Here is a 21062-nt window from a genome sequence, read left to right on the forward strand (position 1 = left end):
TCGTCTCTTTCCCGGAGCCTGCGTGAACCTCTTGGCCAGCCCTATCGCGGTCGCCTCGGTCAGCTTTCTTCTGGCTGCGGTGACCACCATGGTGCTGGTGCCCCAAGTGCGCCAGATGGGGCTTCGCTTCGGGTGGACCGATCAGCCCGATGAGCGCAAGCAGCACGTCACCCCCATGGTGAGATTGGGGGGCATCGCCATGGTGCTGGGTTTTGCCCTGGCTTTGGGGACGGTCTGGTCCATGGGGGGCTTCGGCCTGCTTGCCCCGGCCAGGGATCAGCTGATCTGGGGCACCCTGGCCGGTTCGCTCTGCTTTTTTCTGATCGGCCTGGCGGACGACCTCTTTGCCCTTTCTCCCTGGCCGCGGCTGGCTGGACAGGTTGCCGTGGCTTGTGCCGTCTGGAGCCAGGGCGTTCGGATTGGAGCGATCGATCTTCCCTGGTTCACCGCTTCAGCCGGTCCGATTGCTCTGCCCGACAGCCTCAGCCTCCTGGCTACCGTTGTTTGGCTGGTGGGAATCACCAACGCCATCAACTGGCTTGATGGCCTCGATGGCCTTGCTGCGGGAGTGGCTGGCATTGCCGCCGTCGGCCTGGTGTCTGTCAGCTTTTCGCTCCATCAGGTGGCTGCCGGATTCCTTGCCGCAGCGCTGGCGGGCTGCTGCCTCGGCTTCCTGCGCCACAACTTCAACCCCGCCCGCATCTTCATGGGGGATGGGGGCTCTTACTTCCTCGGCTTCACCCTCGCCGCCGTGAGCATCGTGGGACCTGCCAAGGGGCTCACGACGGTGAGCCTGCTGCTGCCGTTGCTGATTCTTTCGTTGCCCCTGGCCGACATGTCAGCCGTGATCATGGGCCGTCTGAGGGAAGGCCGTTCCCCCTTCTATCCCGATCGGCGTCACCTCCATCACCGCCTGTTGCGCGCTGGGTTCAGTCATCGGCGCACGGTGCTGTTGATCTACGTCTTCACCCAGTGGCTTGCTGCCCTGGCCCTGGTGGTGGCCAATGCCGAGATGCGCTTCCTCTGGCTGGCTTTGGCCACGGCCATCCTCGTGGCAACGGTGGTGATCAGCCGTCGCCAGCTGCAACATGAGCGAGTTCTGTTGAATACCAACCCTTGCTCCCCCCCTGTTGACCCTGCGGCCCTTGGCGAACCGCGTGGCTGAATCGGGTGTTGAAATCCTGTGCGTGGGCACAGAGCTGTTGTTGGGAGACATCCTCAACGGCAATGCCCGATGGATTGCCGAACAGTTGGCGGGTCTGGGGCTGCCGCATTACCGCCAAACCGTTGTTGGCGACAACAAAGAGCGTTTGATCTCTGCCGTACGCGAGGCATCGCAGCGCTGCAGGGTTCTGGTGACGACTGGAGGTTTGGGCCCAACCCCCGATGACCTCACCACCGAGGCCCTGGCCGCTGCTTTCGACACTCCCTTGGAGGAGCGGCCCGAACTCTGGCTGGAGATCCAGCAGAAGTTATCGGCAGGTGGCCGGCCGGTTGCTTCCAGCAACCGCAGCCAGGCTTATCTGCCCCGTGGCGCGGAGGTTCTTCCCAATCCAAAGGGGTCGGCACCGGGAATGATCTGGTCTCCCCGGCCTGATTTCACGATTCTCACCTTCCCGGGGGTGCCTGCGGAAATGCGGGCGATGTGGATGGAAACGGCCGCCCCGTGGCTTCAAGCCAATGGTGGGGCTTCCGGCGTATTCGTGAGCCGTCAGCTCCGCTTCAGCGGCATTGGCGAATCCGATCTGGCTGAGCGCGTTGCCGATTTATTGGAGTCGACCAACCCAACGGTGGCTCCCTATGCCTCCCTCGGCGATGTGAAATTGCGGCTCACGGCCTGTGCGTCCAGTGCCGATACCGCCGCTCAGCTGTTGGTGCCGCTGGAGGCTGAGCTGCGTCGTCGCACGGGCAATCACTGCTACGGCGTCGATGCGGACAGCCTGGCGTCGGTGGTGATCGCCCTGCTCAAGCAACGGCACCAGACGCTGGCGGTAGCAGAGTCCTGCACCGGTGGTGGATTGGCGGCCGCTCTGACGGCTGTTCCAGGTTCTTCGTCGGTTTTTCAGGGTGGCGTCGTCGCCTACAGCAATGCGGTGAAACAGGCTGTGCTTGGGGTGTCTCCGGATCTGCTCACTGCCCATGGCGCTGTTTCACAGCCTGTGGTCGAGGCGATGGCGCGGGCAGCCCGGGAGAAACTCAATTGCGATTGGGCGATTGCCGTCAGCGGTATTGCCGGCCCTGGCGGTGGCAGTGCTGAGAAGCCGGTGGGCTTGGTGCACCTGGCCTTGGCTGGTCCCGATGGCTGTGAGGCCTGGGTGCAGCATTTCGGTGAGCGGCGGGGCCGTGAGGCCATTCAGAAGATGAGCGTGATCCGCGGCTTGGACCATCTGCGTCTTCGCTTGCTCGCTCAGGTTTAGGGTCGACGGTTCTTGCGGCTGAACTGTTGAGTTCCGGCACCCTCTACGACAAGGTGTGGGACCTGCATCGGGTGGCGGAGCTCCCCGGCGGATCCACCCAACTGTTTGTCGGTCTGCACCTGATCCATGAGGTCACCAGTCCTCAGGCCTTCTCGGCGTTGAAGGACAAGGGGCTGACGGTGCGCTGTCCTGAGCGCACGGTGGCCACGGTGGACCACATCGTTCCGACCACGTCTCAGCAACGGCCGTTCGCCGATCCGTTGGCGGAGGAAATGCTCAGCACCTTGGAGCGGAACTGCCAGGAGCACGGCATCCCTCTCAACAACATCGGCAGCGGCCGGCAGGGCATCGTGCATGTGATTGCCCCGGAGCTGGGTCTGACCCAGCCGGGCATGACGGTGGCCTGCGGTGATTCCCATACCTCCACGCACGGCGCTTTCGGGGCGATCGCCTTCGGGATCGGCACCAGTCAGGTGCGCGATGTGTTGGCCAGCCAGAGCCTGGCCATGAACAAGCTCAAGGTGCGCCGGATTCAGGTGAATGGCCAGCTCGCCGAGGGCGTGTCAGCGAAGGACCTGATCCTGCATGTAATTCGCCACCTGGGGGTGAAGGGCGGCGTTGGCTACGCCTATGAGTTCGCCGGCTCTGCCATCGAGGCGTTGTCGATGGAAGAGCGGATGACCCTTTGCAATATGGCGATCGAGGGGGGAGCCCGTTGCGGTTACGTCAATCCCGATCAGGTCACCTTTGACTATCTGAAAGGTCGTCCCCATGCCCCCGAGGGTGAGGCCTGGCATCGTGCTGTCGCCTGGTGGAGCTCCCTGGCCACGGATGCCAACGCAACGGTCGACGATGAGGTGGTGTTTGACGCCGCTGCGATTCCACCCACGGTGACCTGGGGCATTACCCCGGGCCAGGGACTGGGGATCGATGAAACGGTGCCAAGCCTTGATCAGCTGGATCCAGGCGAGCGTCCTATTGCTGAGGAGGCTTACCGCTACATGGATCTCCAGCCGGGAACGGCGATTGCAGGGGTTCCGGTGGATGTCTGTTTCATCGGCAGCTGCACCAATGGTCGTCTCAGCGATCTACGTGCTGCTGCAGATGTGGCCCGTGGGCGCCAGGTGGCTGAAGGCATCAAGGCGTTTGTGGTTCCCGGTTCGGAGCAGGTGGCGAAGGCTGCTGAAGCAGAAGGGCTGGATGCGGTGTTCCGTGCCGCAGGTTTTGAGTGGCGGGAGCCCGGCTGCTCGATGTGTCTGGCGATGAATCCGGATCGGCTGGAGGGGCGTCAGATCAGCGCCAGCTCCAGCAACCGCAATTTCAAGGGTCGGCAGGGATCGGCCAGTGGCCGGACCTTGTTGATGAGTCCTGCCATGGTGGCGGCAGCTGCCGTTAACGGTCGTGTGACCGATGTCCGTACTTTGATTTCTCCGTCCGCATCGTGATGGCTCTCTTCCCGACTGGTCCGATTCAACAGGTGAGTGGAACGGCCATCGCCGTTCCTGGTGAAGACATCGACACGGATCGGATCATTCCGGCACGGTTCCTCAAATGCGTGAGTTTCGAGGCGCTGGGTGACCAGGTGTTTGCCGACGATCGCCTTGAACTCTCCGGTGAGCATCCCTTTGATCAGGCCCGTTATCAGGGGGCCTCGATCCTGGTGGTGAACGGCAATTTCGGCTGCGGTTCCAGTCGTGAGCATGCCCCTCAGGCGTTGATGCGCTGGGGAATTCGCGCGGTGGTTGGGGTGAGTTTTGCCGAGATCTTCTACGGCAACTGCCTCGCCCTTGGCATTCCCTGTGCAACGGCCGCTCCAGAGCAGATCAAGGCGATTCAGGCCCAGGTGGATGGCGATCCGGGGCGCTCCTGGAGCCTCGATCTTGCCGGTTTGCAACTGACCTCAGCCGACTCCAGTTGGCCTGTGTCAATCGATCCCGGCCCTCTGGACATGCTGCGCAGCGGTCGTTGGGATGCAACGTCCCAGCTCCTGGACCATGGCCCCCAGGTTGCGGAATTGATGCAAACACTGCCCTACATCAACCAGTTCGCCGCCAAGTAACAGCCAAGCGCGACTCCTGTGTCTATGAAAGAGATAGGAGGTTGCATTCGGAGGTTGGATCTCAATGGCCCATTTGCTTTCGCGGGTGTTGTTGCCGTTGGCGCCCCTGTTGGTTGTTGCCGGTGTGGCTCCCGTTGGTGCCGTTCCACTTCAGATTGAGCCCCATGATCCGTTGGACCGCAGCTGTCCAGGCTGTGACCTCCGCGAGGCGGATTTCCGTCAGGCCCATCTGATCGGCGCAGATTTACGAGGCAGTGATCTGCGCGGCGCCGATCTGCGGGAGGCGAATCTGGAAGGTGCTGACCTGACGGGAGCGTTGCTGGAAGGTGCTGACCTGCGGGGAGCCAACCTCACCAATGCTGAGCTGTCCGGCGTGGATCTGCGCAATGCCGATCTGCGGGAGGCTCAGGTGATCAACGCCTATGCCCCGAACGTGCGGACCTCAGGCATGCGCTATGCCGGAGCTTCACTGTTAGGCAGCGATCTGATCATCGGGGGCGGTGATTGATCAGAAGGGTCGATCCGCCTTGTTGGTGTTCATCCAGCTCGTTGGGGTGTATGGCACAAACGGCACGCCTGTGCCGTTGAAGTCAAAGTCGTGGAGCCTGAATCGGAAACCGCCGATGCCTTCGTAGGGGTTGATGTACAACCCGATGTCATAGCTACGTCGTTGCAATCGAAGTTCGATCATGGAATCAATTACGTCGCCGTAGTAATCGGAAGCTGGATCCACATTGATTCCGAAGCCGGCATTGAGGATTAGGGGGCCAGCGATCTGCTGGGTGATGCCAATGCCAAGCGTGCCCAAGTCGATGGCCTGGTCGAAATCAAAGGGGCTTGAACCATTTTTGAGGGTGGCACTACCGCTGATCGTCAGTTTTGTGTAGTCCAGGAAGGCTCTGCTGAAGGTTCCCAGGGTGAGGGTTGGCCCCACGGACAAGGTGAACGTGCTTTGACTGGTGCCATCGCCATAGGACGCCAGAAGGGTGTTGATATTGGTGTTGAACCGTAGACCTGGAACGATGGCTATCGGTGAGTAGCGGTAAGCGTCCTCAGGGGTCAAAGGAGCTGATTCCCCGTGCCAGATCGGATAGCTGCTAGTGAGGGAGCCGTAGAAGTTGGAACGCATGGTTTCAGTGAGATTGGTGCTGGTGAAGCTGTCCGCCTGGTAATTACCTGCACCGATTCGCCAGATGTAGGAGTTGCTCAACTTGCCCAACTCGAAGGCCTTTCTCTGCTCGATGAAACCACCCAGTGCTGAGTACACATTGGTTTCTCCCAGGGAGCCATTCCAGGACCGGTAGCGATAGGCGCCAAACAAACGGGCGGTGACGTCCCCGATCCAGGGCAGCTCGAAATCATTTTCGAAAGTGCCCCAGTAGCGGCTGCCGTTGGCAAAATTCTGCGGTTTGAAACTGGTTATGTCGCTCTTCAGGTTGACGTCCCAATCCCAGAGCTTTCCCTTGAGTTTGGCTTTAAGGCCGAACAGGTCAGGAGTCGTGGTGGGCTGGTCGACATCTTCACTGTCGGCTGATTTGCCTGGTGCTGGATAGCTACTGGTTTCGCCATTGTTGGCTCGTTGCACCATGAACTGGGGCTCCAGAGTCAGGGTGAAATCGCGATTTAGCTGAATCGGCTTGAGATTGCGCCCAATGTAGAAGCCGTCACGATCCCTGTCGTCGAACCCAAAGACCCAACGGTTTTCCACATCTTCCTCTCCTTTTATGAGTTGTCGACGCGTAACTGGGATGGGCAATCGCTCTTCGAAGATCAGGCGGTTTCGCCGCGCCGAAAGCAGCACGTCGCCATTGGCTTGTTCCATGGCGATCACACCCTCTGCATCAATCCTTGTTTGCGCCGGTGTGAAGGGGTCGTTGCTGAAACCCATTCGATCAGCTTTCCAGCCATCCTTTGTGATTAAGACCTTTGAGGCTTGAACTCTCCATCGACTAATCGTTCCGGTAACAAGCTGAGTTTTTCCGCGAATCTTCAGTTGAGGAGGTCGGATTGCTCCAAAGCGATTTTCATCCTGAATTGAGGAATTTGAGCGCTTGGTTCTGATTCCTCCGCGTTGCTCGATGCTGAAGCTGCCCTTTGAAGCGATGTTCGAAATCCGCTGATCGATCTCGGCGATTGCCTCGTCCCGCATGGCCTGCTGCTGAGCGGGGGGGATCGATAGCTGCTGGGTTGTTTCATTGCTGGAGACATGCCGCTGAGGATCACCTCCGTCTCCGAGGGCAATCGATTCGAGGCGTTCTGAGAGGGAGGAGGGCTTGACGTGCTTGTTGCGATCCGGGATTTCACACTCCGGCAGTGGAGGCATTACGTAGCTATTTGAAGCCGGTATGTTTTGTCCCCAGCGGTAGCGCAGGCCGAGCAAGTATCCATTGCTCCCCCCTGAGACTCCGTCGAAGAGGCCAAATGCTCCTGAGCGGTGGTGAATCCGACCAACGAGTGACAAGTCGGGAGATACAGCGGCTTCAACTTCGAAGCCGAGATAGTTCAGAAGCTGGCTGCTTTTCTCCCGGAAAGTTTTCTCATAGAGGCTGACATCGGTGTAAAAACTGATGCCCTCAACGACGCTGAAACTCAGCCAAGGCTGGACCCACAAGCGTGCTCCGATGCCCAGAATCCCTTCCCCAAAGCTTTGGGATGGGAGATCAGCATTGGGCTGGCTTTGGTTGTAGGCGCCACCTTGTTGTTTGTCTGCGATGTGGCTGAACAGGTCAGCCTCAAGTTCAATGGCAAGTGGGCCTGCTCGCTTAATTCGCTTCTGTAAGCCGACGCCCAGCAGGCCTTCGGGACGCATTCGACCGTCGAAAAGGAAAGTGGGGCCGAAGTCTGCATCAATCATCTGACCGCCCCATGCCGTCACTGCCCAGGGCTGGGGATGCCAGTCGGGGATCGGAGGAAGCAGTGGCGGACAGGCCGCGGTCGGCATGTCCTCACGGCTAGCAAGGGTGGGTGACTCCGGTGGGGCTGATGTTGCTCGAGAACTGCTTAATGGATTGGTGAGGGGCTCCTCGAGGTCGATGACCCCGTAAACATCATTGAGCAGTCCTTCCTGCTGGACGAGGTTGTAGCGGAAGCTTGACGCCTGAAAATATTGGCTGCCACGCCTGAAGCGGACAGCGCCGCGTGCGTAGAGCGTGCGGTAGGCCGCATCAAATTCGATCCGATCAGCGCGCAGCTCGGCGTCCCCGAGCTGAACTGAGACGTTGCCTTCGGCGACGTTGGCTTTCGACTTGGTATCGGTGTATTGGCGGTCAGCTCGAACGTTCAGGCTCGAGGGTGCTGGAGCAGCTGGCTCTGGCGTTGATTCAGCTGAACCGGCCGCTGCGGGCAGCACGGATACCGACCCTGTTATCAGGGTTCCGGTCAATACAAAAAGAAGGCGGAGCGCCGCCAAGGCCATGCTGCTGCGGCCCATGAGCTTGGCAGCTCATTTCAGAAATCATGCTCCGATCAGACCAGTGTGTGGCGCGGTCTGGTCAGGAGACAGCCTCAATCCTCTAGATCTTTGCGGCTAGGGGTGCGGCTTGGATCGCTCGCAAGGAACCCGAACACGAAGATGCCGAGGAAGAAGAAGACGACCGAGTAAACGGAGATCTTGAGGGCGAGCATGGAGACCGACCGGCGTCTGTGACAAGGGCATCATCCTATGGGGCATGACAGCGTCAGCAGGGGAATGAACCCTGATCAAGTCGGTCGATCGGAGTGGATTGAAACGTTTCGCAGTCGCTCGCGGCGTGATCTGCGTGCCGGTTGGCGCCGCTCAGGCGCCGCCCAGCCTGGGTTTTTTCTTGATGAAAGCTGGGGATCAACGCACCGGCCGGACTGGGCCAAGCGTGGCCTGTTGATCTGGCCCAGGGGACGTCAATGGCTGCGGCTTGAGCAGCGGTTGAGCTGGCCTGATGGCTGGAGTGACAGTGATTCCTGCCGTGCCCGGCTGGTGCTGAGCTGGTGGGCCGAGCAGATGCGTCTCTGGGTGGATGGCGTGCTGGTGCATGAGGGGGATCTGTTCGATACCGCCTGTCGCTGGCCGCTGCCTGGGCGTTGTCGTCAGGGGGCTGCACTGGATCTTGTGCTGGAGCTCTGCAGCCCCCTGCATGACGATGGAGCTCTGATCAGCAGCCATCTCGACCTGGAGCCGCAGACCGCAGGCTCCAACCCCGAGGGCACGCTGTTGCCTGCGGCCCTGGAGCTGCATCTGGCGGCGGACGGAGACCTGCCGCCGCATTGGGCGGAGCTGGATCCCAGCGGTGCAGAGGCGCAGGCTGCTGTTGCAGCGCACCTGCACCAGGCAGAGCCGCTACGAGGGTTGTTGCATTGGCTGGGTCATGCCCATCTCGATCTGGCTTGGCTTTGGCCGGTCGCTGATACCTGGCAGGCCGCTGAACGCACCTTCCGATCAACGTTGGCGTTGATGCGTCGCTGGCCCGAGCTGCGCTTTGCCCATTCCACGCCGGCGCTTTATGCCTGGATGGAGCAACATCGGCCCGCTCTTTTTGCCGAGATCCAGGCGGCCAGCCGGGCCGGCCGCTGGGAACCGATCAATGGCCCCTGGGTGGAGACCGACTGTGTGCTGGTCAGCACGGCGTCTTTGTGGAACCAGTTCGCTCTCGGTCAGGACGACAGCCGCCGCCGTTTCCCGGAGTGGATCCATGAGTTGGCCTGGTTGCCGGACAGCTTTGGCTTCTCTGCTGGTCTGCCTGCCGTGGCGTCAGCCACCGGTGTGCGCTGGTTCTGCACCCACAAGCTGGCCTGGAATGCTGACAACCCTTTCCCCCACCGCTTGTTCCGCTGGCGCGCACGGGGACGGTCGGAACTGCACAGCCTGATGCTGCCGCCGATCGGGCGCCGCGCCGATCCTGTGGAGATGCTGGACGAGCAGCGGGCCTGGCATCAGGCCACGGGGCTGGAGGCGGCGCTGTGGATTCCAGGCGTTGGTGATCACGGTGGTGGTCCCACCGAGGAGTTGCTGGAGCAGATCGAGCTCTGGGAAGGGCAAGCAGCCGCCTTGCCCACCCGAGCCGGCACGGTGCGGGAGTTCTTGGCCGAGCTGGAGCAGGGTGATCAGGCCTGGCCTGTGTGGCGAGATGAACTTTTCCTGGAGTTGCACCGCGGTTGCGCCACCAGCCGTCCGGATCAGAAGCGACACAACCGAACGCTTGAACGGCTCTTACGGGAGGCTGATGCAGTCTCAGCCCTGTTGGCGATCGCAGGTCGCGACAGCGGCAGCAGCGATTGGCGCCCGCTGTTGTTCCAGCAGTTTCACGACATCCTTCCGGGAACCTCGATCCCGGAGGTGTTTGACCAGGCGGAACCGGTCTGGCGCTCGGCCCGGCGCCAGGCCCGCCAGGAACGCGATCGGCGGCTGGCAAGGCTGCCGCGTCCGGAGGACACAGCAGCGGTGTGGAGTTGGTGGGGTCTGCAGCCTTTGGCGTCCTGGTCGCCTCTGGTTCGCCTTCCTGCGGGATCGTGGTCAGCGGATGCCGTTTCACTGCCGCAGCAAAATGCCGCTGCTGGTGGTACCTGGGTGCAGCTACCGCGTCAGCACGGGATTTGTTCGGTGCCGCTCCGGCGTGAACCAGGCTTGACGTCCTGTGCGGCTGAGCCCCGTCAGGCTGTGGTTACCACGTCGCTGGGGGCGGGAGCTTGGCGTGTGGGCAACGGTCTGATCGAGCTCGATGTCTCCTCGGCCGGACTGCTGGCTTTGCGGGATCGCGATGGACGGGATCAGTTGTCGTCTTCCCTGCAGTTGGAGCGCTATCGAGACCGGGACGAATTCTGGGATGCCTGGGATCTTGCGGCGGACTACCGATCCCAGCCCCTGGGTGTGCTCTGTACGGATTCCCTGGAGTGGCTCGATCAGGGCCCCCTGGTGGCGCATCTGGTGCTGCGGCGCCAGCTCGGTGCCAGTTGCATGCGTCTGGACCTGCGGCTGAAGGCCGACACGCCCTGGCTGGAGCTGATCTGCGGTATCGACTGGCGCCAGACCCATGAGTTGCTGCGTCTTGAGCTGCCGCTGGCGACCCCCGCCGTCCGCATCGCTGCCGACACCAGTGGAGGGGTGATCGAACGGCCGGCTGCACCGATGACGGCTCGGGAACAAGCCCGTTGGGAAGTGCCTGTGATCTCCTGGTTCGTCTCGCAGTCGGCGGCTCCCGGAGGCGGGATGGCTGTGTTGCTGGACGGCCCCCAGGGTGTGGATTGGTCTTCAGACCGACTTGGCATTTCGCTGCTGCGGGGCCCGACCTGGCCAGATCCCAGCGCTGATCAGGGGTGGCATCGCCAGCGCTTGGCCCTCATGCCGTTCGCCGGCTCATGGAGCGATGCCGGTGTGTCGCAGGCGGCCATTGCCTTTCGTGAGCCCGGGTGGTGTGCGGACTTGCCGGCGGAGCAGCGCCAATGGTTTCCATCGCTGCCGTTTCCACTCACGCCGGTGGGGTTGGAGCGCCATGCCGATGGTTGCCTGCTGAAGCTGCTCAATTCGGGATCAGCGCGCTGTCGCTGGACCCCCGGAGCGGGGTGGAGGGTCCGCAGGGAAGCCGACTCAATGTCCGCTCCCGCCGTGGTGATCACCCCAGGAGAACTCGTCTCCCTGGTGGTGGATCAGTCCTCGTGATCGTCGAACGGGTCGTCGAGTGCTTTTGATGGAGGGCCAAAGGCTTGATACACGCCAAATCCGGTGAGTCCGAACAAAACGGCGAGCACGCCAATGGCGACGGACAGGGCTGGGGACGACGTTTCCATCACATCTCTCGACAGGATCAACCCCGAACCGGAGTCGGCCCCTACAGTATCGAGACTTCAAACCACCCGAGACCCGGCGTCGCCATGGCACAACGCACCCGTCTGGGAGACCTTCTCCGCCCACTAAACTCCGAGTATGGCAAGGTGGTTCCTGGATGGGGCACCACTCCCGTGATGGGCATCTTCATGGTGCTGTTCCTGGTGTTTCTGCTGGTGATTCTTCAGCTGTACAACAAGTCCCTCATCCTCGAGGGCATCAACGTGAACTGGAACGGCCTCGGCTGATCTGCACCCATGAACATCTTCGGCGTCGGTCTCCCCGAAATGGCGGTTATCGGCGCTGTTGCCTTGTTGGTTTTCGGGCCGAAACGCCTGCCCGAGCTTGGTCGGACTCTTGGTAAAACCCTGAAGGGCTTCCAATCTGCCTCTAAGGAATTCGAACGCGAGATCAACAAAGCCATGGCTGAACCGGAAGTTTCCGGTGAGGCTGCGAAGCCGGTTGAAGAACTTCCCCCCAGCGACTGAGTCGTTCCAGCGGTATGACCACTGATCTCAAGCTGGTGGTGGGTTTGGGAAATCCGGGTGCGAAATACGCCGGCACCCGTCACAACATCGGCTTCATGGCCCTCGAGCTTTTGGGTGAGCGCTCTGGGTTCAGTTTTCGTCAGCAAGCCAAGTTGCACGGTCTTGCAGCCGATACAGGGGTTGGTGAGCAGCGGCTGCGCTTGCTGATGCCTCAGACCTACATGAATGACAGCGGTCGTGCCATTCGTGCGGCTCTCGATTGGTTCGGCCTGGAGCCTCACCAATTGTTGGTGCTGGTGGACGACATGGATCTTCCGCTGGGTCGTTTGCGGTTGCGGGCCCAGGGCAGTGCCGGCGGGCACAACGGTTTGCGCAGCACCATTCAGCATCTCGGTACCCAGGCGTTCCCCAGGCTGCGGATCGGCATTGGTGCGCCGGCTGAGAACCCTGCCGAACGCCGCGCCCGAACGGTGTCCCATGTTCTTGGTCCGTTCAGCAAGGCGGAGCAACCCTGTGTGGGCGCTGTTCTCGATGCTGTTCTGGATGGGATTCAACGTCTTCAGCGCCAGAGCTTTGAGCGCGCTGGAACCTGGATCAACGGCTTCCGCTATGACCTGGAGTCGGTCGACTGATGCCGGCACTTCCGGCGACAACGGCCCATTTGCGTGTGCTCCGCCAGTGTTTTCAAGCCAAGTGCGTGGAGGGTGAAGTTTCTGCTGGAGGGTTTGAGTGGCAGTTTTCCTGGGCCTTTGATCGCGGTGAATTGGTAGTGGAGCCATCCCTGGGACGTGCCCTGATCGAGGATGCCCTGCGGCGGTTTCTGGTGCGTTCTGATTACAGGCTGGAACCGGGGGGTGATTACACCTTCATGGTCCGGGCCAGGTTCTGAGCGAGAACGTGGGAGCAGGCTCAGGCCATTTCAGGCGGCATTGCAGGTGCTCCTCAAGCATCACCAAAGCTGCAACAGCATCCAGATCCACCGGTGGAACGCGCAGTCCTGCCGGCAGCATCCGTCGCCAACCTCGAGCCGGCCATAGCGCCCAGTAACGCTGTCTCGCCCTCAGGGTTGTTCCCTGCTCCGGAACCACGGTGAGATGGCCCAGCCGTTCCAGTCGCTGGATCCAGGCTCGGCTTCCCGTGCCATCGCCGATCAGGATGCGGTCGAGAGCGCGGTCTTGATTCCAGTGCTCCAGCCAGGGTTCGACGGCCTCCGGGGCCAGCACATGCCCTTCGCGCACGAGGCCGAGCTGAAGATCGGCCAGCACAAGACCACATTTGCAGCGGCCTGGATCGAGGACGGCCACCCGTTTCATGGGGAGGCCTGAATGGTGACGACGACAGGATCGGCACTGTCGCTGACCCCTGCGGAAATCACGTCCAAGACCACGCTTTGGCTGGTTCCTTCCATGAGGGTCTGGGCCAGTTGGGAGAGGGCTGATCCATCGAACTGAAGGCCTTCGGTCAGGGATCCCCGCCGCTGCACTTCGGCATAGGCCGAGGCCAGGAGAAGGTTCAATCGTGTGCGAATGCCCTCTGGAGTGCGTTCATCCGGTTGCAGTGTGGTGGTGGCCAGCACGTCTCCGCGTTGGGTCACCGGCCGGTTCGGACGCACCTCGGGGAAGGCGTACACCGCTGTTTCACCTCGCAGCACATTGGTGGCTGAGTGCAGCGAGATCACCCAGGTCTCCGGTTTGCGGATGATGCTTTGCAGGCGTTCCACATCGCTGCGCGGAACGCGGATCAACTGCCGTTCGGGTGCTTCGCCAGGTCGCACTTTCCTGTAGGCGTTGAGATTGGCCTCCTGCAACAGCCTGTCGACAGCCTGTTTGGCCTGGTCCGGAGCATCGAGTCGAACCGTTGCTCTTGCCAAGGTCTGTCCGCTGCTGATCACCACCGATCCACGCCGCAAGGCGACCAGATTGCGTTCCAGTTCTTTGAGTTCCTGCTCACCGGCTCGGATGCGGCTGCGAACGCTGTTGAGTTCGGCTTCCGTGCGCTGGATGTCCGCATCGCGGGAGGCGATGTCCTGGCTGAGGCGTTCACGTTCGGCTTCGAGTTGGGCCAGCTCCTTCTGAAGAGGAGCCAGTTCGAGGCGCAGGGTGTTGGCCCGTTGCTGTGATTGCTCGAGCTCAATGGCGATCCGTTTGGTTTCCGTTTGGGTCTTGTCCCGTTCCCGCTCGGCTGCCTTTAGCTGCTGACGGCTGTCTTGGAGTTTCTCCTGCAGGGCATCTAGTTCAAACAGGCCCACCCGCAACTGCCGGCTAACCAGAAGCATCAGGCCAAGTGAGAGTGCGCTGATCAGGCTGCCGGTCAACACCGTGATCAAAACGGCGGTGCGCCGTGGGCGCATGCTGAACAAACTCAGTCGCGCTTTGCCGACGCGGCTGCCCAAGCGGTCGCCCAGGGTCGACAGCACGCCCCCAAGCACCAACAGAACCAGAATCAGTGCCCAGCCGCTCATGGCTGCACAAGTCGGGCGATGGCAGGCCTAGCTGAAGCGTTTGGCCAGCGCGATCGGATCCAGAACGGTGATTTTCTTGCGGTCAATCTGAACCAGACCGGATTGACGCAAGTCTCCCAGCAGACGCGTGATTGTGACGCGTGTTGAGCCAATTGCTTCAGCGATGGCCTGATGGGACAGGCGCAGGTCGATGGTGATGCCCAGCTCATCTGCCACGCCGAAGTCCCTGCAAAGCACCAGCAGGAAGCTCACCAGCCGGGATGACATGTCCCGATGGGTGAGGGTTTCAATCATCGTCTCGGTCTGCAGAATCCGGCTGGAGAGACCCTGAAGCAAGCGCAGGCCAACGCTGGTGTCTGCTTCGATGGCGGCCTTCACGGAAGTCGCTGGTGCCGTCACCATTTCGACCCGGGTGAAGGCCACAGCGTGATAGAAGCGGTCGGACCGTTGGCCTGTCAGCAGTGACAGCACCCCGAAGAGGCTGTTCTCGCGGAGCAGGGCCACGGTGATCTCTTCTCCCGATTCGTAGACGCGGGACAGACGAACGGCTCCCCGGCGGATCAGATACACCCGTTCTGCGGGATCTCCGGGGAAAAAGATGGTCTTGTTGCGATCCACCAGTTCACTGCTAGCGCCATCGAGATCCCGGATGATCTCCAGCAGAGAACGGTTGGCGGGCTCTGCGCTGGGAGCTGGGGCCACCATCTGCGGGGCGTATCGGCTGAAACCTCGGCTACTGGTCATGACAACCCCCTGGTGTGGCGAAGTTACGGAGCCGGCGGTGGCCGCCATGTAGCGGTTATTACGTAACGCTGCTGTGCTCGTTGAAGGCCTGGCGTTGCGCCTGCATCAGGGATGTCAATCCCGGCTCTGCTAAATCCAGCAGCTCATTGAGTTGGCTGCGACTGAAGGGCGCACCCTCCGCAGTTCCCTGGATTTCCAGCAGACGGCCATCGCCGGACTGCACAACGTTCAGGTCCACCTCGGCTCGGCTGTCTTCGCTGTAGTCCAGATCCAGCAAGGCCTGGCCATCAACCAAGCCCACGGATATAGCCGCCACCTGATCGATCAGGGGCGATTGCTCCAGCACTCCTTGGTCCACCAGGGATCGGCAGGCTTGGTCCAGGGCGAGCCAAGCCCCGGTGATCGAGGCCGTCCGGGTGCCGGCGTCCGCTTGGATCACGTCGCAGTCGATCAGCAAGGTGCGCTCCCCTAGACGCTCCATGTCGATTACGGCGCGCAGGCTTCGGCCGATCAGCCGCTGAATTTCCTGGGTGCGACCCGAGAGTTTCATCAGCTCCCGTGATTGCCGCTGTGGGGTGGATCCGGGCAGCAACCGGTATTCGGCGCTGAGCCATCCCAATCCTTCTCCCTTGCGCCAGCGGGGAACCTTGTCCTCCAAGCAAACGCTGCAGAGAACAGCGGTTCGGCCGGTGTGAACCACAAGGGAGCTCAAGGCAAACCCCATGGGATTCCAGGTCACCGAGAACGGTCGCAACTGCTGCGGGCGACGGCCATCAGTGCGTTGTTCAGGGGATTGGCTCATCGTTGGTGTGCAGTTCGTCAAGCCTCGCAGGCGGTTGGTTCTCGCCCTGTCCAAACACCATGGGTGGTGTCAATCCCCTTGTGGAATGTGATCTCGCCGCTACATTCAAGGTCTTGCCGGGGTCGCCCGGACAGATGCTTCCGTGATGACCACAAGCCTCGCCGACCCCCAATCCTTCCAAAATTCCCTGGATCGGGATCAGCAGGCCTTGCAACGGGCGGGCCTGAGGCCCTTGCCTGCCGTCTCTGATCCGCCACCCCTACATCTGGTGGCTCCCGAAGGGCAGCTGCAAGTGCATACGTCGCCTTATCGAGGCAGTTTCGCCACTGTTCTCAGCCAGGCCATGCGAGCTGCCGGCTTGGGCAGTCGTGTTCTGATCAGTCAGTTCCTCAAAGGGGGCGTACAGCAGGGACCGGCCGGCCGGGTGCAGCTCTGCGGAGGCCTCGTTTGGCTGCGGCCGGAAGTGCCCCTCTGCCTCTCCTCGCCGGGGCATCCCGGTGGTGCGGATGCGGTGGCTGAGGTTTGGTCCATCTGCCGTCAGCATCTGATCCAGGGAGATCTCGACCAGCTGGTGTTGGATGAACTCGGCCTTGCCGTGGCCTTCGGATACCTGGATGAGGCGGACGTGATTGCAGCCCTTAAGCAGCGGCCCGCTTCGATGGATGTGATCATCACTGGACCTGCAATCCCCGCCGGTGTGGTGGAGATGGCAGATCAAGTCACGGAGTTGCGCCGAGGTTTCTGATGCTCAAGTGCGATCGCTGGATCACTGAACAGGCCGGGCAGGGAATGATCGAGCCATTCCAGAGCGGTTTGGTCCGTCACCTGGAGCCGGAACAGAAGCTGCGGCCAGTGCTGAGTTTTGGTTGCTCCTCCTACGGCTACGACCTACGCCTTTCTCCCCAGGAATTTCTGATCTTCCGGCATGTTCCAGGCACGGTGATGAACCCCAAGCGGTTCAACCCGGCCAACCTCGAACCCACTCCCCTTCATGAGGATGAAGACGGGCGATATTTCATTCTCCCGGCCCATTCCTATGGCCTCGGTGTGGCCCTGGAGAAGTTGAGGGTTCCCCCCAACATCACCGTGATCTGCTTGGGCAAGAGCACCTATGCTCGCCTTGGAATCATCGTGAACACCACCCCGGCAGAAGCGAGCTGGGAGGGTCACCTCACCCTTGAATTCAGCAACAGTTCTGGTGCTGACTGCCGCATCTATGCCGATGAGGGCATCTGTCAGCTGCTGTTTTTTGAGGGTGATCCCTGCTCGACCACCTACAGCGATCGACAAGGCAAGTACCAGCACCAACCGGAACGGGTGACGCTGGCCAAGGTCTAGTTCTCTCTGATTAGGGGGCCAAACGCGCCCGGTGCAGCCTGCTCTTCTCGTACCAGGCTGCAAATTCAGGGGCCCACTCCACCATGTGGGGCCACATCAGATCACAGAGCTGGCGGATCTCCAGCTGGGCATCGAGCTTGGCCCGCAGGTCCATGAAGTGCAGGAACGCCCGCAGGCTGAAGCTCACCACAAAATGCTGGCGGTAGTCGAAGGGAAGGATGCCGCGGGCGTGCTCCTCGGCGAAGCCCGCCCTGAGCAGATCCCTGTAGCGCTCGGCGGCGCTATGGCAGAGATCAAGATCCTGTTGGCGTAGTGCTTCGGTGTAGGCGTATTTCTTGCCCTGCCGATCGCTGTACTCGCCGATGGGCCTCAGATAGAACACCTCTTCCAGGTCCAGGGCTCCATCCGCTGCACGGCAGATGCGTTCACCGGTGTAACGCATCGACTGCACATCGAAGCTCACCCCAACCCGGTGGGTGCGGGCCTGCTGCATCACCGAGTGCGGGAACCAGCCCACGTTCAGCACGATCTGCGCATGCTCCATCGGGCCGTAGTGGCCGCGCTCTCCAGAAAGCAGCCGTTTCACACAGATCTCTCCAGCCCGCTGCTCATCGGGCCAGGTGGCACGATCTCCGGCCACGAATCCTTCGCTGTAGTCCTGATGCATGGCGGCGTACACGCATTGCTGCGGGTTCGGCGTAGCTGCGATCAGATCGACCCGAAAGCGGTCCATGGGAGCGTCAGAGTGACGAGTTGTGGTGATCATGGCGAGGCGTGTCAACCATGGCTGCGGGGCCCCGCGTTGGCTGGGCTCGAGGCCCCTGCCATCGCGTTGTTCGCAGAGGGGGGCGTCAGCAGCTGGCTGATGTTGCCGACGCCAGGCAAGGCCGGCAACGGCTGATTTTCAAGCAGTGCTGTGGTGAGCAGCTGGAGTTCCTCAGCGCTGCGCAAGCCGAGGGATCGTCCCTTGGCTTCCCCCTCAGCGTTGAACAGGTTCAACTGGGGAATGCCGTTGACGTCGTAGCGATCAACAAGATCTTGCCAACGGGGGTTGTCGACGTTGACCAGAACAACATCGAGTCGATCTCCCGATTGCTTCTCCAAAGTCAGCATCGAAGGTGCCATCTCTCTGCAGACCTGGCACCAATCGGCGTAGAACTCGATCAGCGTTGGGCGTCCATTGGTTAACGCTGTTTGTGGGTCGAGGGATCGTCTCGCCAGCTGCTCCATCGGGCTTTCGCTCTGAATGCCACCGCGTAGGACCACAAGGCCCATGGCCAGAGCCACCGCAATAAGCACCAGCACCCATCGCTGCGCTGTGCCCAGGGGCGAAGACTCCGGGGTGCCTGTCATCGCACGTCAACCGCAGCGATCACTCTGGCAGCTCCTTCGAAAGGCCGCCGCTACCTTGACGCTATGCCAATTCTGCGACTGCTGAGCCTTCCGGTTCGGGCGCCGTTGCTGACGGTGCTGTTTCTCGTTGCGGTTGTGCTCGGCAACCATTGGCAAATTGTGCAGCCCTCCTTCACGTCCCTCTACGGTGTGAGTGCGGCCTGGTTCTGGGGTTTCGTGCTGCTGCAGACGCAGGTGGTTGTCGTCTTCTGCACCATGCCCGATCTGCTGTTGCGCCAGGTGTCGTTGCTGATGGCATCGAGTCGGGTGATGACGTTGGTGGTCACGCTGCTGTTGGTGATCACCGGTGGCATCTACCTGCTGAAGCTCAATGTGCTCACCGACGTGTTGATCTTGGCCTCAGCCGTGCTGTTGGCCAGGCTCGATCTCATCCGCATCGGTGTTCTGCCCGCCGCTGGGATCTGCCTGCTTCTGATGAGTTTGGTTGTGATCGCTGGCATCATCGCCGGCACGCTTCTGCCCCACCCCAGCGCCATTCTCTTTGCAGAAGGGTTGATTGCCGCCTAGGTAGCCGAGCAGATTGTCGAGCACTTTCTTGGTGTAGAAGCGTGTTTCCGGGTAGGGAATGCGTTCAACCCAGAGCGCATCGTCGTCTTGATCCGTGGGTTGCTTCCAAGAAGCCACAGCACCAGGCCCGGCGTTGTAGCTGGCAATGCTGCGGAAGGGGTCGTCCTCCCATTGCTCCAGCAGGTGGTTGATGTAGCGCGCGCCCAGTTCGAAGTTGTTGGCGGGATCTTTCAGCATCAGCGTGCTGGTTGGTGCGTCAGCCATCTCTGTGGCTGTGGAGGGCAGCAATTGCATTACGCCAACGGCCCCAGCAGGGGAGACGACACCAGGAGCAAAGCGTGATTCCTGTTTGGCGATCGCTCGCAGCAGGTTGGCCTGAATACCTTCTTGCTCTGCTGCTGTCTTTATCTCGGCTTCGAAGATGCGAGGGAATTGGCTGCGATGCAGAAGGCCCCGTTGATGGCAGCTCGGATCACGCCAGCGGAGGCTGAGCCACCAGAGCTGATCCAGTCCCATCCAGGTGTCCCCGATGGCCAGGCGCAGCCTGCCTTCGGCGAGACGTTCTTCAGGTGGCGGCGGGACTGCAGGGTCTGCCTGGGCCTGCCAGGCCTCCCAGGCGGCGTGAACCTGGCCCAGGCGCCATAGCTCGTTCACCAGGCGGTGATGACTGTTGAGTGGTTGCCAGGCTGGCGGCTCCTGCTGCGGGTCTGGGGATCGCAACGCCAGAGGTTCGGCCACGCCCAGGTGCTCCATGGCGCGCCAGCGGTAGTAGCCCCCGGGGAAGGCCCCGATCAGGCGGCGCCAGGTGCGTTCTGCCTTTGTCGTTTCGCCGAGTTGCTTGTGGCTAAGTCCCAACCAGAACAGCCGCCGCGTCTCCAACGGTGGAGGCAGGTGGTCATCCTCATCGGGGCGTTCCAGCAGGGCGCGGGCACGATCCCAATCCTCAGCCAGAAACGCCTCGCGGGCGAGGTCCCATTGGAGTTGCCAGATGTCGGGGTCGTTGGGCCAGCGGCTCAGGGCGGCATCCGCCCCGTCGCCGCCGGCGAGTCGCACGCGAGCTGCGGCAACAGCGGCTGAGCGCTCCTGAAGGGCGGCCGGAAGGGCATCCAGAACCCCAGGCTGGGCATCAAGCGGTTCGCTCAGGATCCGCGCTGCTTCAAGGCTGGCGGGGTGGTTTGGGTGGTTCTGCGCCAGCGTCAGCAGCCGGGCTGTACCCGCACCAGGGTCACCATCCAGCAGCAGAGAACGACCGATGGCCAGCTGGGTCTCCGGGGAGGCATCAAGTTCCTGAAGACAGGTCAATGCGGTGTCGGAATGGCCTTGTTCTGCGAGTGCTTGCGCCAAGGTCTGGCGCTGGTCGGGTTGAGGTGCCTGCGCCCCCGTGGCCTCGCAGGCGTCACGCATCAGCCCAAGGGCGCCGGCTCGGCGCGCATTCCAACGGGCCAGATGCAGGGCGCCTTGATGGCTTGCCAGCGCTTCGGAGCCATCCCGAGTCGCCAAGGTCAGTGCTGCGGGGTGCGCGGGTTGCTGCTGGAGCAGCTGCTGATGAAGAACGGGGTCGTTGTCGCCAAGCGCCAATCGCGCCCAAGAGGAGCCGGGTGCTGCGGGAAAGCGATCCAACAGGCGCTGCCAGATCTCAGCAGCGTCCGATGGCTTGCCCTGGGTGGCGGCGGTGAGGGCTGCCCGTTCGAGCACCACGGCCGCCATCGGATCGCGCCCCCAGCCTTGGCCATGGAGCAGTTGCGGTGAACCATCCCTGGCCAGCATCAACAGGGCGGCTTCTCGACGGGTCTGCGGATCGATGGCCCAGCGGTAGTGCTGCCAGAGCCTTGCCTGCGAGACCTCAGGCGTGAGGCGCTGATGCTGCTTGTTAAGCAGTTGCTGCCCGCCCCATGCAGCCAACCCACTGAAACCAGCAACCGAAAGCAGCAGCAGCGTTCCGATTCGCGGCCCTGCCTGCACAGCCAACCTGGAGCTCGTTTCATTCTGATGGTTCAAAGACAGTTGGCGAGCCTTTGATCGCCTGCAGGCCGTGGAGGG

At 61.7% G+C, this 21062-nt stretch carries 22 protein-coding genes and 1 pseudogene; 13 read left to right on the forward strand and 10 right to left on the reverse strand.

Annotated elements, in window-relative coordinates:
* Positions 1–22 precede the first annotated feature (22 nt).
* From DXY04_RS04955 to DXY04_RS04975, 5 genes are all read left to right on the forward strand, one after another.
* Positions 23–1165: an MraY family glycosyltransferase gene (locus tag DXY04_RS04955; RefSeq protein ID WP_115161219.1), complete on the forward strand. Its 1143-nt coding sequence runs from the start codon at positions 23–25 to the stop codon at positions 1163–1165.
* On the forward strand, positions 1158–2417 hold the full coding sequence (locus tag DXY04_RS04960; RefSeq protein WP_115161285.1) for a competence/damage-inducible protein A: 1260 nt from the start codon (positions 1158–1160) through the stop codon (positions 2415–2417). Before DXY04_RS04955 ends, DXY04_RS04960 begins: the two co-directional genes overlap by 8 nt.
* 26 nt (positions 2418–2443) lie before the next feature.
* On the forward strand, positions 2444–3862 hold the full coding sequence (leuC, locus tag DXY04_RS04965) for a 3-isopropylmalate dehydratase large subunit (RefSeq protein WP_115161220.1): 1419 nt from the start codon (positions 2444–2446) through the stop codon (positions 3860–3862).
* The gene (locus tag DXY04_RS04970) at positions 3862–4476 is read left to right on the forward strand and encodes a 3-isopropylmalate dehydratase small subunit 2 (RefSeq protein WP_115081559.1); all 615 of its coding nucleotides are present in this window, start codon (positions 3862–3864) and stop codon (positions 4474–4476) included. Before leuC ends, DXY04_RS04970 begins: the two co-directional genes overlap by 1 nt.
* 64 nt (positions 4477–4540) lie before the next feature.
* The gene (locus tag DXY04_RS04975; RefSeq protein WP_115161221.1) at positions 4541–4984 is read left to right on the forward strand and encodes a pentapeptide repeat-containing protein; all 444 of its coding nucleotides are present in this window, start codon (positions 4541–4543) and stop codon (positions 4982–4984) included.
* On the opposite strand, the gene DXY04_RS04980 is transcribed toward DXY04_RS04975, so the two are convergent.
* Positions 4985–7825 (reverse strand): DUF3769 domain-containing protein, encoded by a 2841-nt coding sequence (locus DXY04_RS04980; RefSeq protein WP_244278574.1) that lies wholly within the window; start codon positions 7823–7825, stop codon positions 4985–4987.
* A gap of 155 nt (positions 7826–7980) precedes the next feature.
* Positions 7981–8100, reverse strand: a complete 120-nt coding sequence (locus DXY04_RS04985; RefSeq protein ID WP_006042333.1) for a photosystem II reaction center protein I — start codon at positions 8098–8100, stop codon at positions 7981–7983.
* 64 nt (positions 8101–8164) lie between these two features.
* On the opposite strand from DXY04_RS04985, the gene DXY04_RS04990 reads away from it, so the two are divergent.
* A complete protein-coding gene (locus DXY04_RS04990; protein ID WP_115161222.1) occupies positions 8165–11104 on the forward strand; it encodes a glycoside hydrolase family 38 C-terminal domain-containing protein in 2940 nt (979 codons plus the stop codon).
* Here DXY04_RS04990 and psbN read toward each other — a convergent pair.
* Positions 11092–11232, reverse strand: coding sequence for a photosystem II reaction center protein PsbN (gene psbN / locus DXY04_RS04995; RefSeq protein ID WP_011363291.1), 141 nt, complete (start codon positions 11230–11232; stop codon positions 11092–11094). The genes DXY04_RS04990 and psbN overlap by 13 nt on opposite strands.
* Positions 11233–11316: 84 nt before the next feature.
* Here psbN and psbH point away from each other — a divergent pair, with 84 nt between their 5' ends.
* The 4 genes from psbH to DXY04_RS05015 are packed head-to-tail and all read left to right on the forward strand — an operon-like array spanning position 11317 to position 12646.
* Positions 11317–11517: a photosystem II reaction center phosphoprotein PsbH gene (psbH, locus tag DXY04_RS05000; RefSeq protein WP_006849996.1), complete on the forward strand. Its 201-nt coding sequence runs from the start codon at positions 11317–11319 to the stop codon at positions 11515–11517.
* A 9-nt stretch (positions 11518–11526) separates the two neighbouring features.
* On the forward strand, positions 11527–11757 hold the full coding sequence (locus tag DXY04_RS05005) for a TatA/E family twin arginine-targeting protein translocase (protein ID WP_115131609.1): 231 nt from the start codon (positions 11527–11529) through the stop codon (positions 11755–11757).
* Between the two features lie 14 nt (positions 11758–11771).
* Complete coding sequence (gene pth / locus DXY04_RS05010; protein WP_115161223.1) at positions 11772–12389, forward strand: aminoacyl-tRNA hydrolase; 618 nt, start codon at positions 11772–11774, stop codon at positions 12387–12389.
* Entirely contained in the window at positions 12389–12646 is a 258-nt protein-coding gene (locus DXY04_RS05015; RefSeq protein WP_011363294.1) for a DUF3146 family protein, read from the forward strand. The genes pth and DXY04_RS05015 overlap by 1 nt, the downstream gene beginning before the upstream one ends.
* Here the strand turns inward: DXY04_RS05015 and DXY04_RS05020 are convergent.
* From DXY04_RS05020 to rph, 4 genes are read right to left on the reverse strand one after another with little or no spacing between them, the layout of a single operon-like run.
* Positions 12624–13070 carry a resolvase gene (locus DXY04_RS05020; protein ID WP_115161224.1) on the reverse strand — a complete coding sequence of 149 codons (447 nt, stop codon included), beginning with the start codon at positions 13068–13070 and terminating at the stop codon, positions 12624–12626. The two genes, DXY04_RS05015 and DXY04_RS05020, sit on opposite strands and share 23 nt — an antisense overlap.
* On the reverse strand, positions 13067–14218 hold the full coding sequence (locus DXY04_RS05025) for a DUF3084 domain-containing protein (protein ID WP_115161225.1): 1152 nt from the start codon (positions 14216–14218) through the stop codon (positions 13067–13069). The genes DXY04_RS05020 and DXY04_RS05025 overlap by 4 nt, the downstream gene beginning before the upstream one ends.
* A 27-nt stretch (positions 14219–14245) precedes the next feature.
* Positions 14246–14962 carry a global nitrogen regulator NtcA gene (ntcA, locus tag DXY04_RS05030; protein WP_006850810.1) on the reverse strand — a complete coding sequence of 239 codons (717 nt, stop codon included), beginning with the start codon at positions 14960–14962 and terminating at the stop codon, positions 14246–14248.
* Between the two features lie 58 nt (positions 14963–15020).
* Entirely contained in the window at positions 15021–15764 is a 744-nt protein-coding gene (gene rph / locus DXY04_RS05035) for a ribonuclease PH (protein ID WP_115161226.1), read from the reverse strand.
* Between the two features lie 145 nt (positions 15765–15909).
* On the opposite strand from rph, the gene DXY04_RS05040 reads away from it, so the two are divergent.
* Complete coding sequence (locus DXY04_RS05040; RefSeq protein WP_115161287.1) at positions 15910–16509, forward strand: cob(I)yrinic acid a,c-diamide adenosyltransferase; 600 nt, start codon at positions 15910–15912, stop codon at positions 16507–16509.
* Positions 16509–17102 (forward strand): dCTP deaminase, encoded by a 594-nt coding sequence (gene dcd, locus DXY04_RS05045; protein ID WP_006849961.1) that lies wholly within the window; start codon positions 16509–16511, stop codon positions 17100–17102. The genes DXY04_RS05040 and dcd overlap by 1 nt, the downstream gene beginning before the upstream one ends.
* A gap of 10 nt (positions 17103–17112) precedes the next feature.
* Here dcd and thyX read toward each other — a convergent pair whose 3' ends face one another.
* Together thyX and DXY04_RS05055 are read right to left on the reverse strand one after the other, a co-directional pair.
* Entirely contained in the window at positions 17113–17835 is a 723-nt protein-coding gene (gene thyX, locus DXY04_RS05050) for an FAD-dependent thymidylate synthase (RefSeq protein ID WP_115161227.1), read from the reverse strand.
* A gap of 44 nt (positions 17836–17879) precedes the next feature.
* Entirely contained in the window at positions 17880–18455 is a 576-nt protein-coding gene (locus tag DXY04_RS05055; RefSeq protein ID WP_115161228.1) for a thioredoxin domain-containing protein, read from the reverse strand.
* Between the two features lie 63 nt (positions 18456–18518).
* Here DXY04_RS05055 and DXY04_RS12430 point away from each other — a divergent pair, with 63 nt between their 5' ends.
* Positions 18519–19022 (forward strand): hypothetical protein, encoded by a 504-nt coding sequence (locus tag DXY04_RS12430; RefSeq protein WP_244278575.1) that lies wholly within the window; start codon positions 18519–18521, stop codon positions 19020–19022.
* Positions 19023–19109: 87 nt separating this feature from the next.
* On the opposite strand, the pseudogene DXY04_RS12530 reads toward DXY04_RS12430, so the two are convergent.
* Positions 19110–20789 (reverse strand): annotated as a pseudogene (locus DXY04_RS12530) (transglycosylase SLT domain-containing protein); the annotation flags it as partial.
* Between the last annotated feature and the right edge of the window lie 273 nt (positions 20790–21062).

Origin of the sequence: Synechococcus sp. UW86, from assembly GCF_900474085.1 — a bacterium.
In the GTDB taxonomy this organism is placed as follows: Bacteria; Cyanobacteriota; Cyanobacteriia; order PCC-6307; family Cyanobiaceae; genus Parasynechococcus.

Bases quoted from the DNA above. Each gene is read 5' to 3' on its own strand.
- DXY04_RS04970 (WP_115081559.1), top strand. From the start codon at position 3,862: ATGGCTCTCTTCCCGACTGGTCCGATTCAACAGGTGAGTGGAACGGCC.
- DXY04_RS04975 (WP_115161221.1), top strand. From the start codon at position 4,541: ATGGCCCATTTGCTTTCGCGGGTGTTGTTGCCGTTGGCGCCCCTGTTG.
- DXY04_RS04985 (WP_006042333.1), bottom strand. From the start codon at position 8,100: ATGCTCGCCCTCAAGATCTCCGTTTACTCGGTCGTCTTCTTCTTCCTC.
- DXY04_RS04990 (WP_115161222.1), top strand. From the start codon at position 8,165: ATGAACCCTGATCAAGTCGGTCGATCGGAGTGGATTGAAACGTTTCGC.
- psbN (WP_011363291.1), bottom strand. From the start codon at position 11,232: ATGGAAACGTCGTCCCCAGCCCTGTCCGTCGCCATTGGCGTGCTCGCC.
- psbH (WP_006849996.1), top strand. From the start codon at position 11,317: ATGGCACAACGCACCCGTCTGGGAGACCTTCTCCGCCCACTAAACTCC.
- DXY04_RS05005 (WP_115131609.1), top strand. From the start codon at position 11,527: ATGAACATCTTCGGCGTCGGTCTCCCCGAAATGGCGGTTATCGGCGCT.
- pth (WP_115161223.1), top strand. From the start codon at position 11,772: ATGACCACTGATCTCAAGCTGGTGGTGGGTTTGGGAAATCCGGGTGCG.
- DXY04_RS05015 (WP_011363294.1), top strand. From the start codon at position 12,389: ATGCCGGCACTTCCGGCGACAACGGCCCATTTGCGTGTGCTCCGCCAG.
- DXY04_RS05020 (WP_115161224.1), bottom strand. From the start codon at position 13,070: ATGAAACGGGTGGCCGTCCTCGATCCAGGCCGCTGCAAATGTGGTCTT.
- DXY04_RS05025 (WP_115161225.1), bottom strand. From the start codon at position 14,218: ATGAGCGGCTGGGCACTGATTCTGGTTCTGTTGGTGCTTGGGGGCGTG.
- ntcA (WP_006850810.1), bottom strand. From the start codon at position 14,962: ATGACCAGTAGCCGAGGTTTCAGCCGATACGCCCCGCAGATGGTGGCC.
- rph (WP_115161226.1), bottom strand. From the start codon at position 15,764: ATGAGCCAATCCCCTGAACAACGCACTGATGGCCGTCGCCCGCAGCAG.
- DXY04_RS05040 (WP_115161287.1), top strand. From the start codon at position 15,910: ATGACCACAAGCCTCGCCGACCCCCAATCCTTCCAAAATTCCCTGGAT.
- dcd (WP_006849961.1), top strand. From the start codon at position 16,509: ATGCTCAAGTGCGATCGCTGGATCACTGAACAGGCCGGGCAGGGAATG.
- thyX (WP_115161227.1), bottom strand. From the start codon at position 17,835: ATGGACCGCTTTCGGGTCGATCTGATCGCAGCTACGCCGAACCCGCAG.
- DXY04_RS05055 (WP_115161228.1), bottom strand. From the start codon at position 18,455: ATGACAGGCACCCCGGAGTCTTCGCCCCTGGGCACAGCGCAGCGATGG.
- DXY04_RS12430 (WP_244278575.1), top strand. From the start codon at position 18,519: ATGCCAATTCTGCGACTGCTGAGCCTTCCGGTTCGGGCGCCGTTGCTG.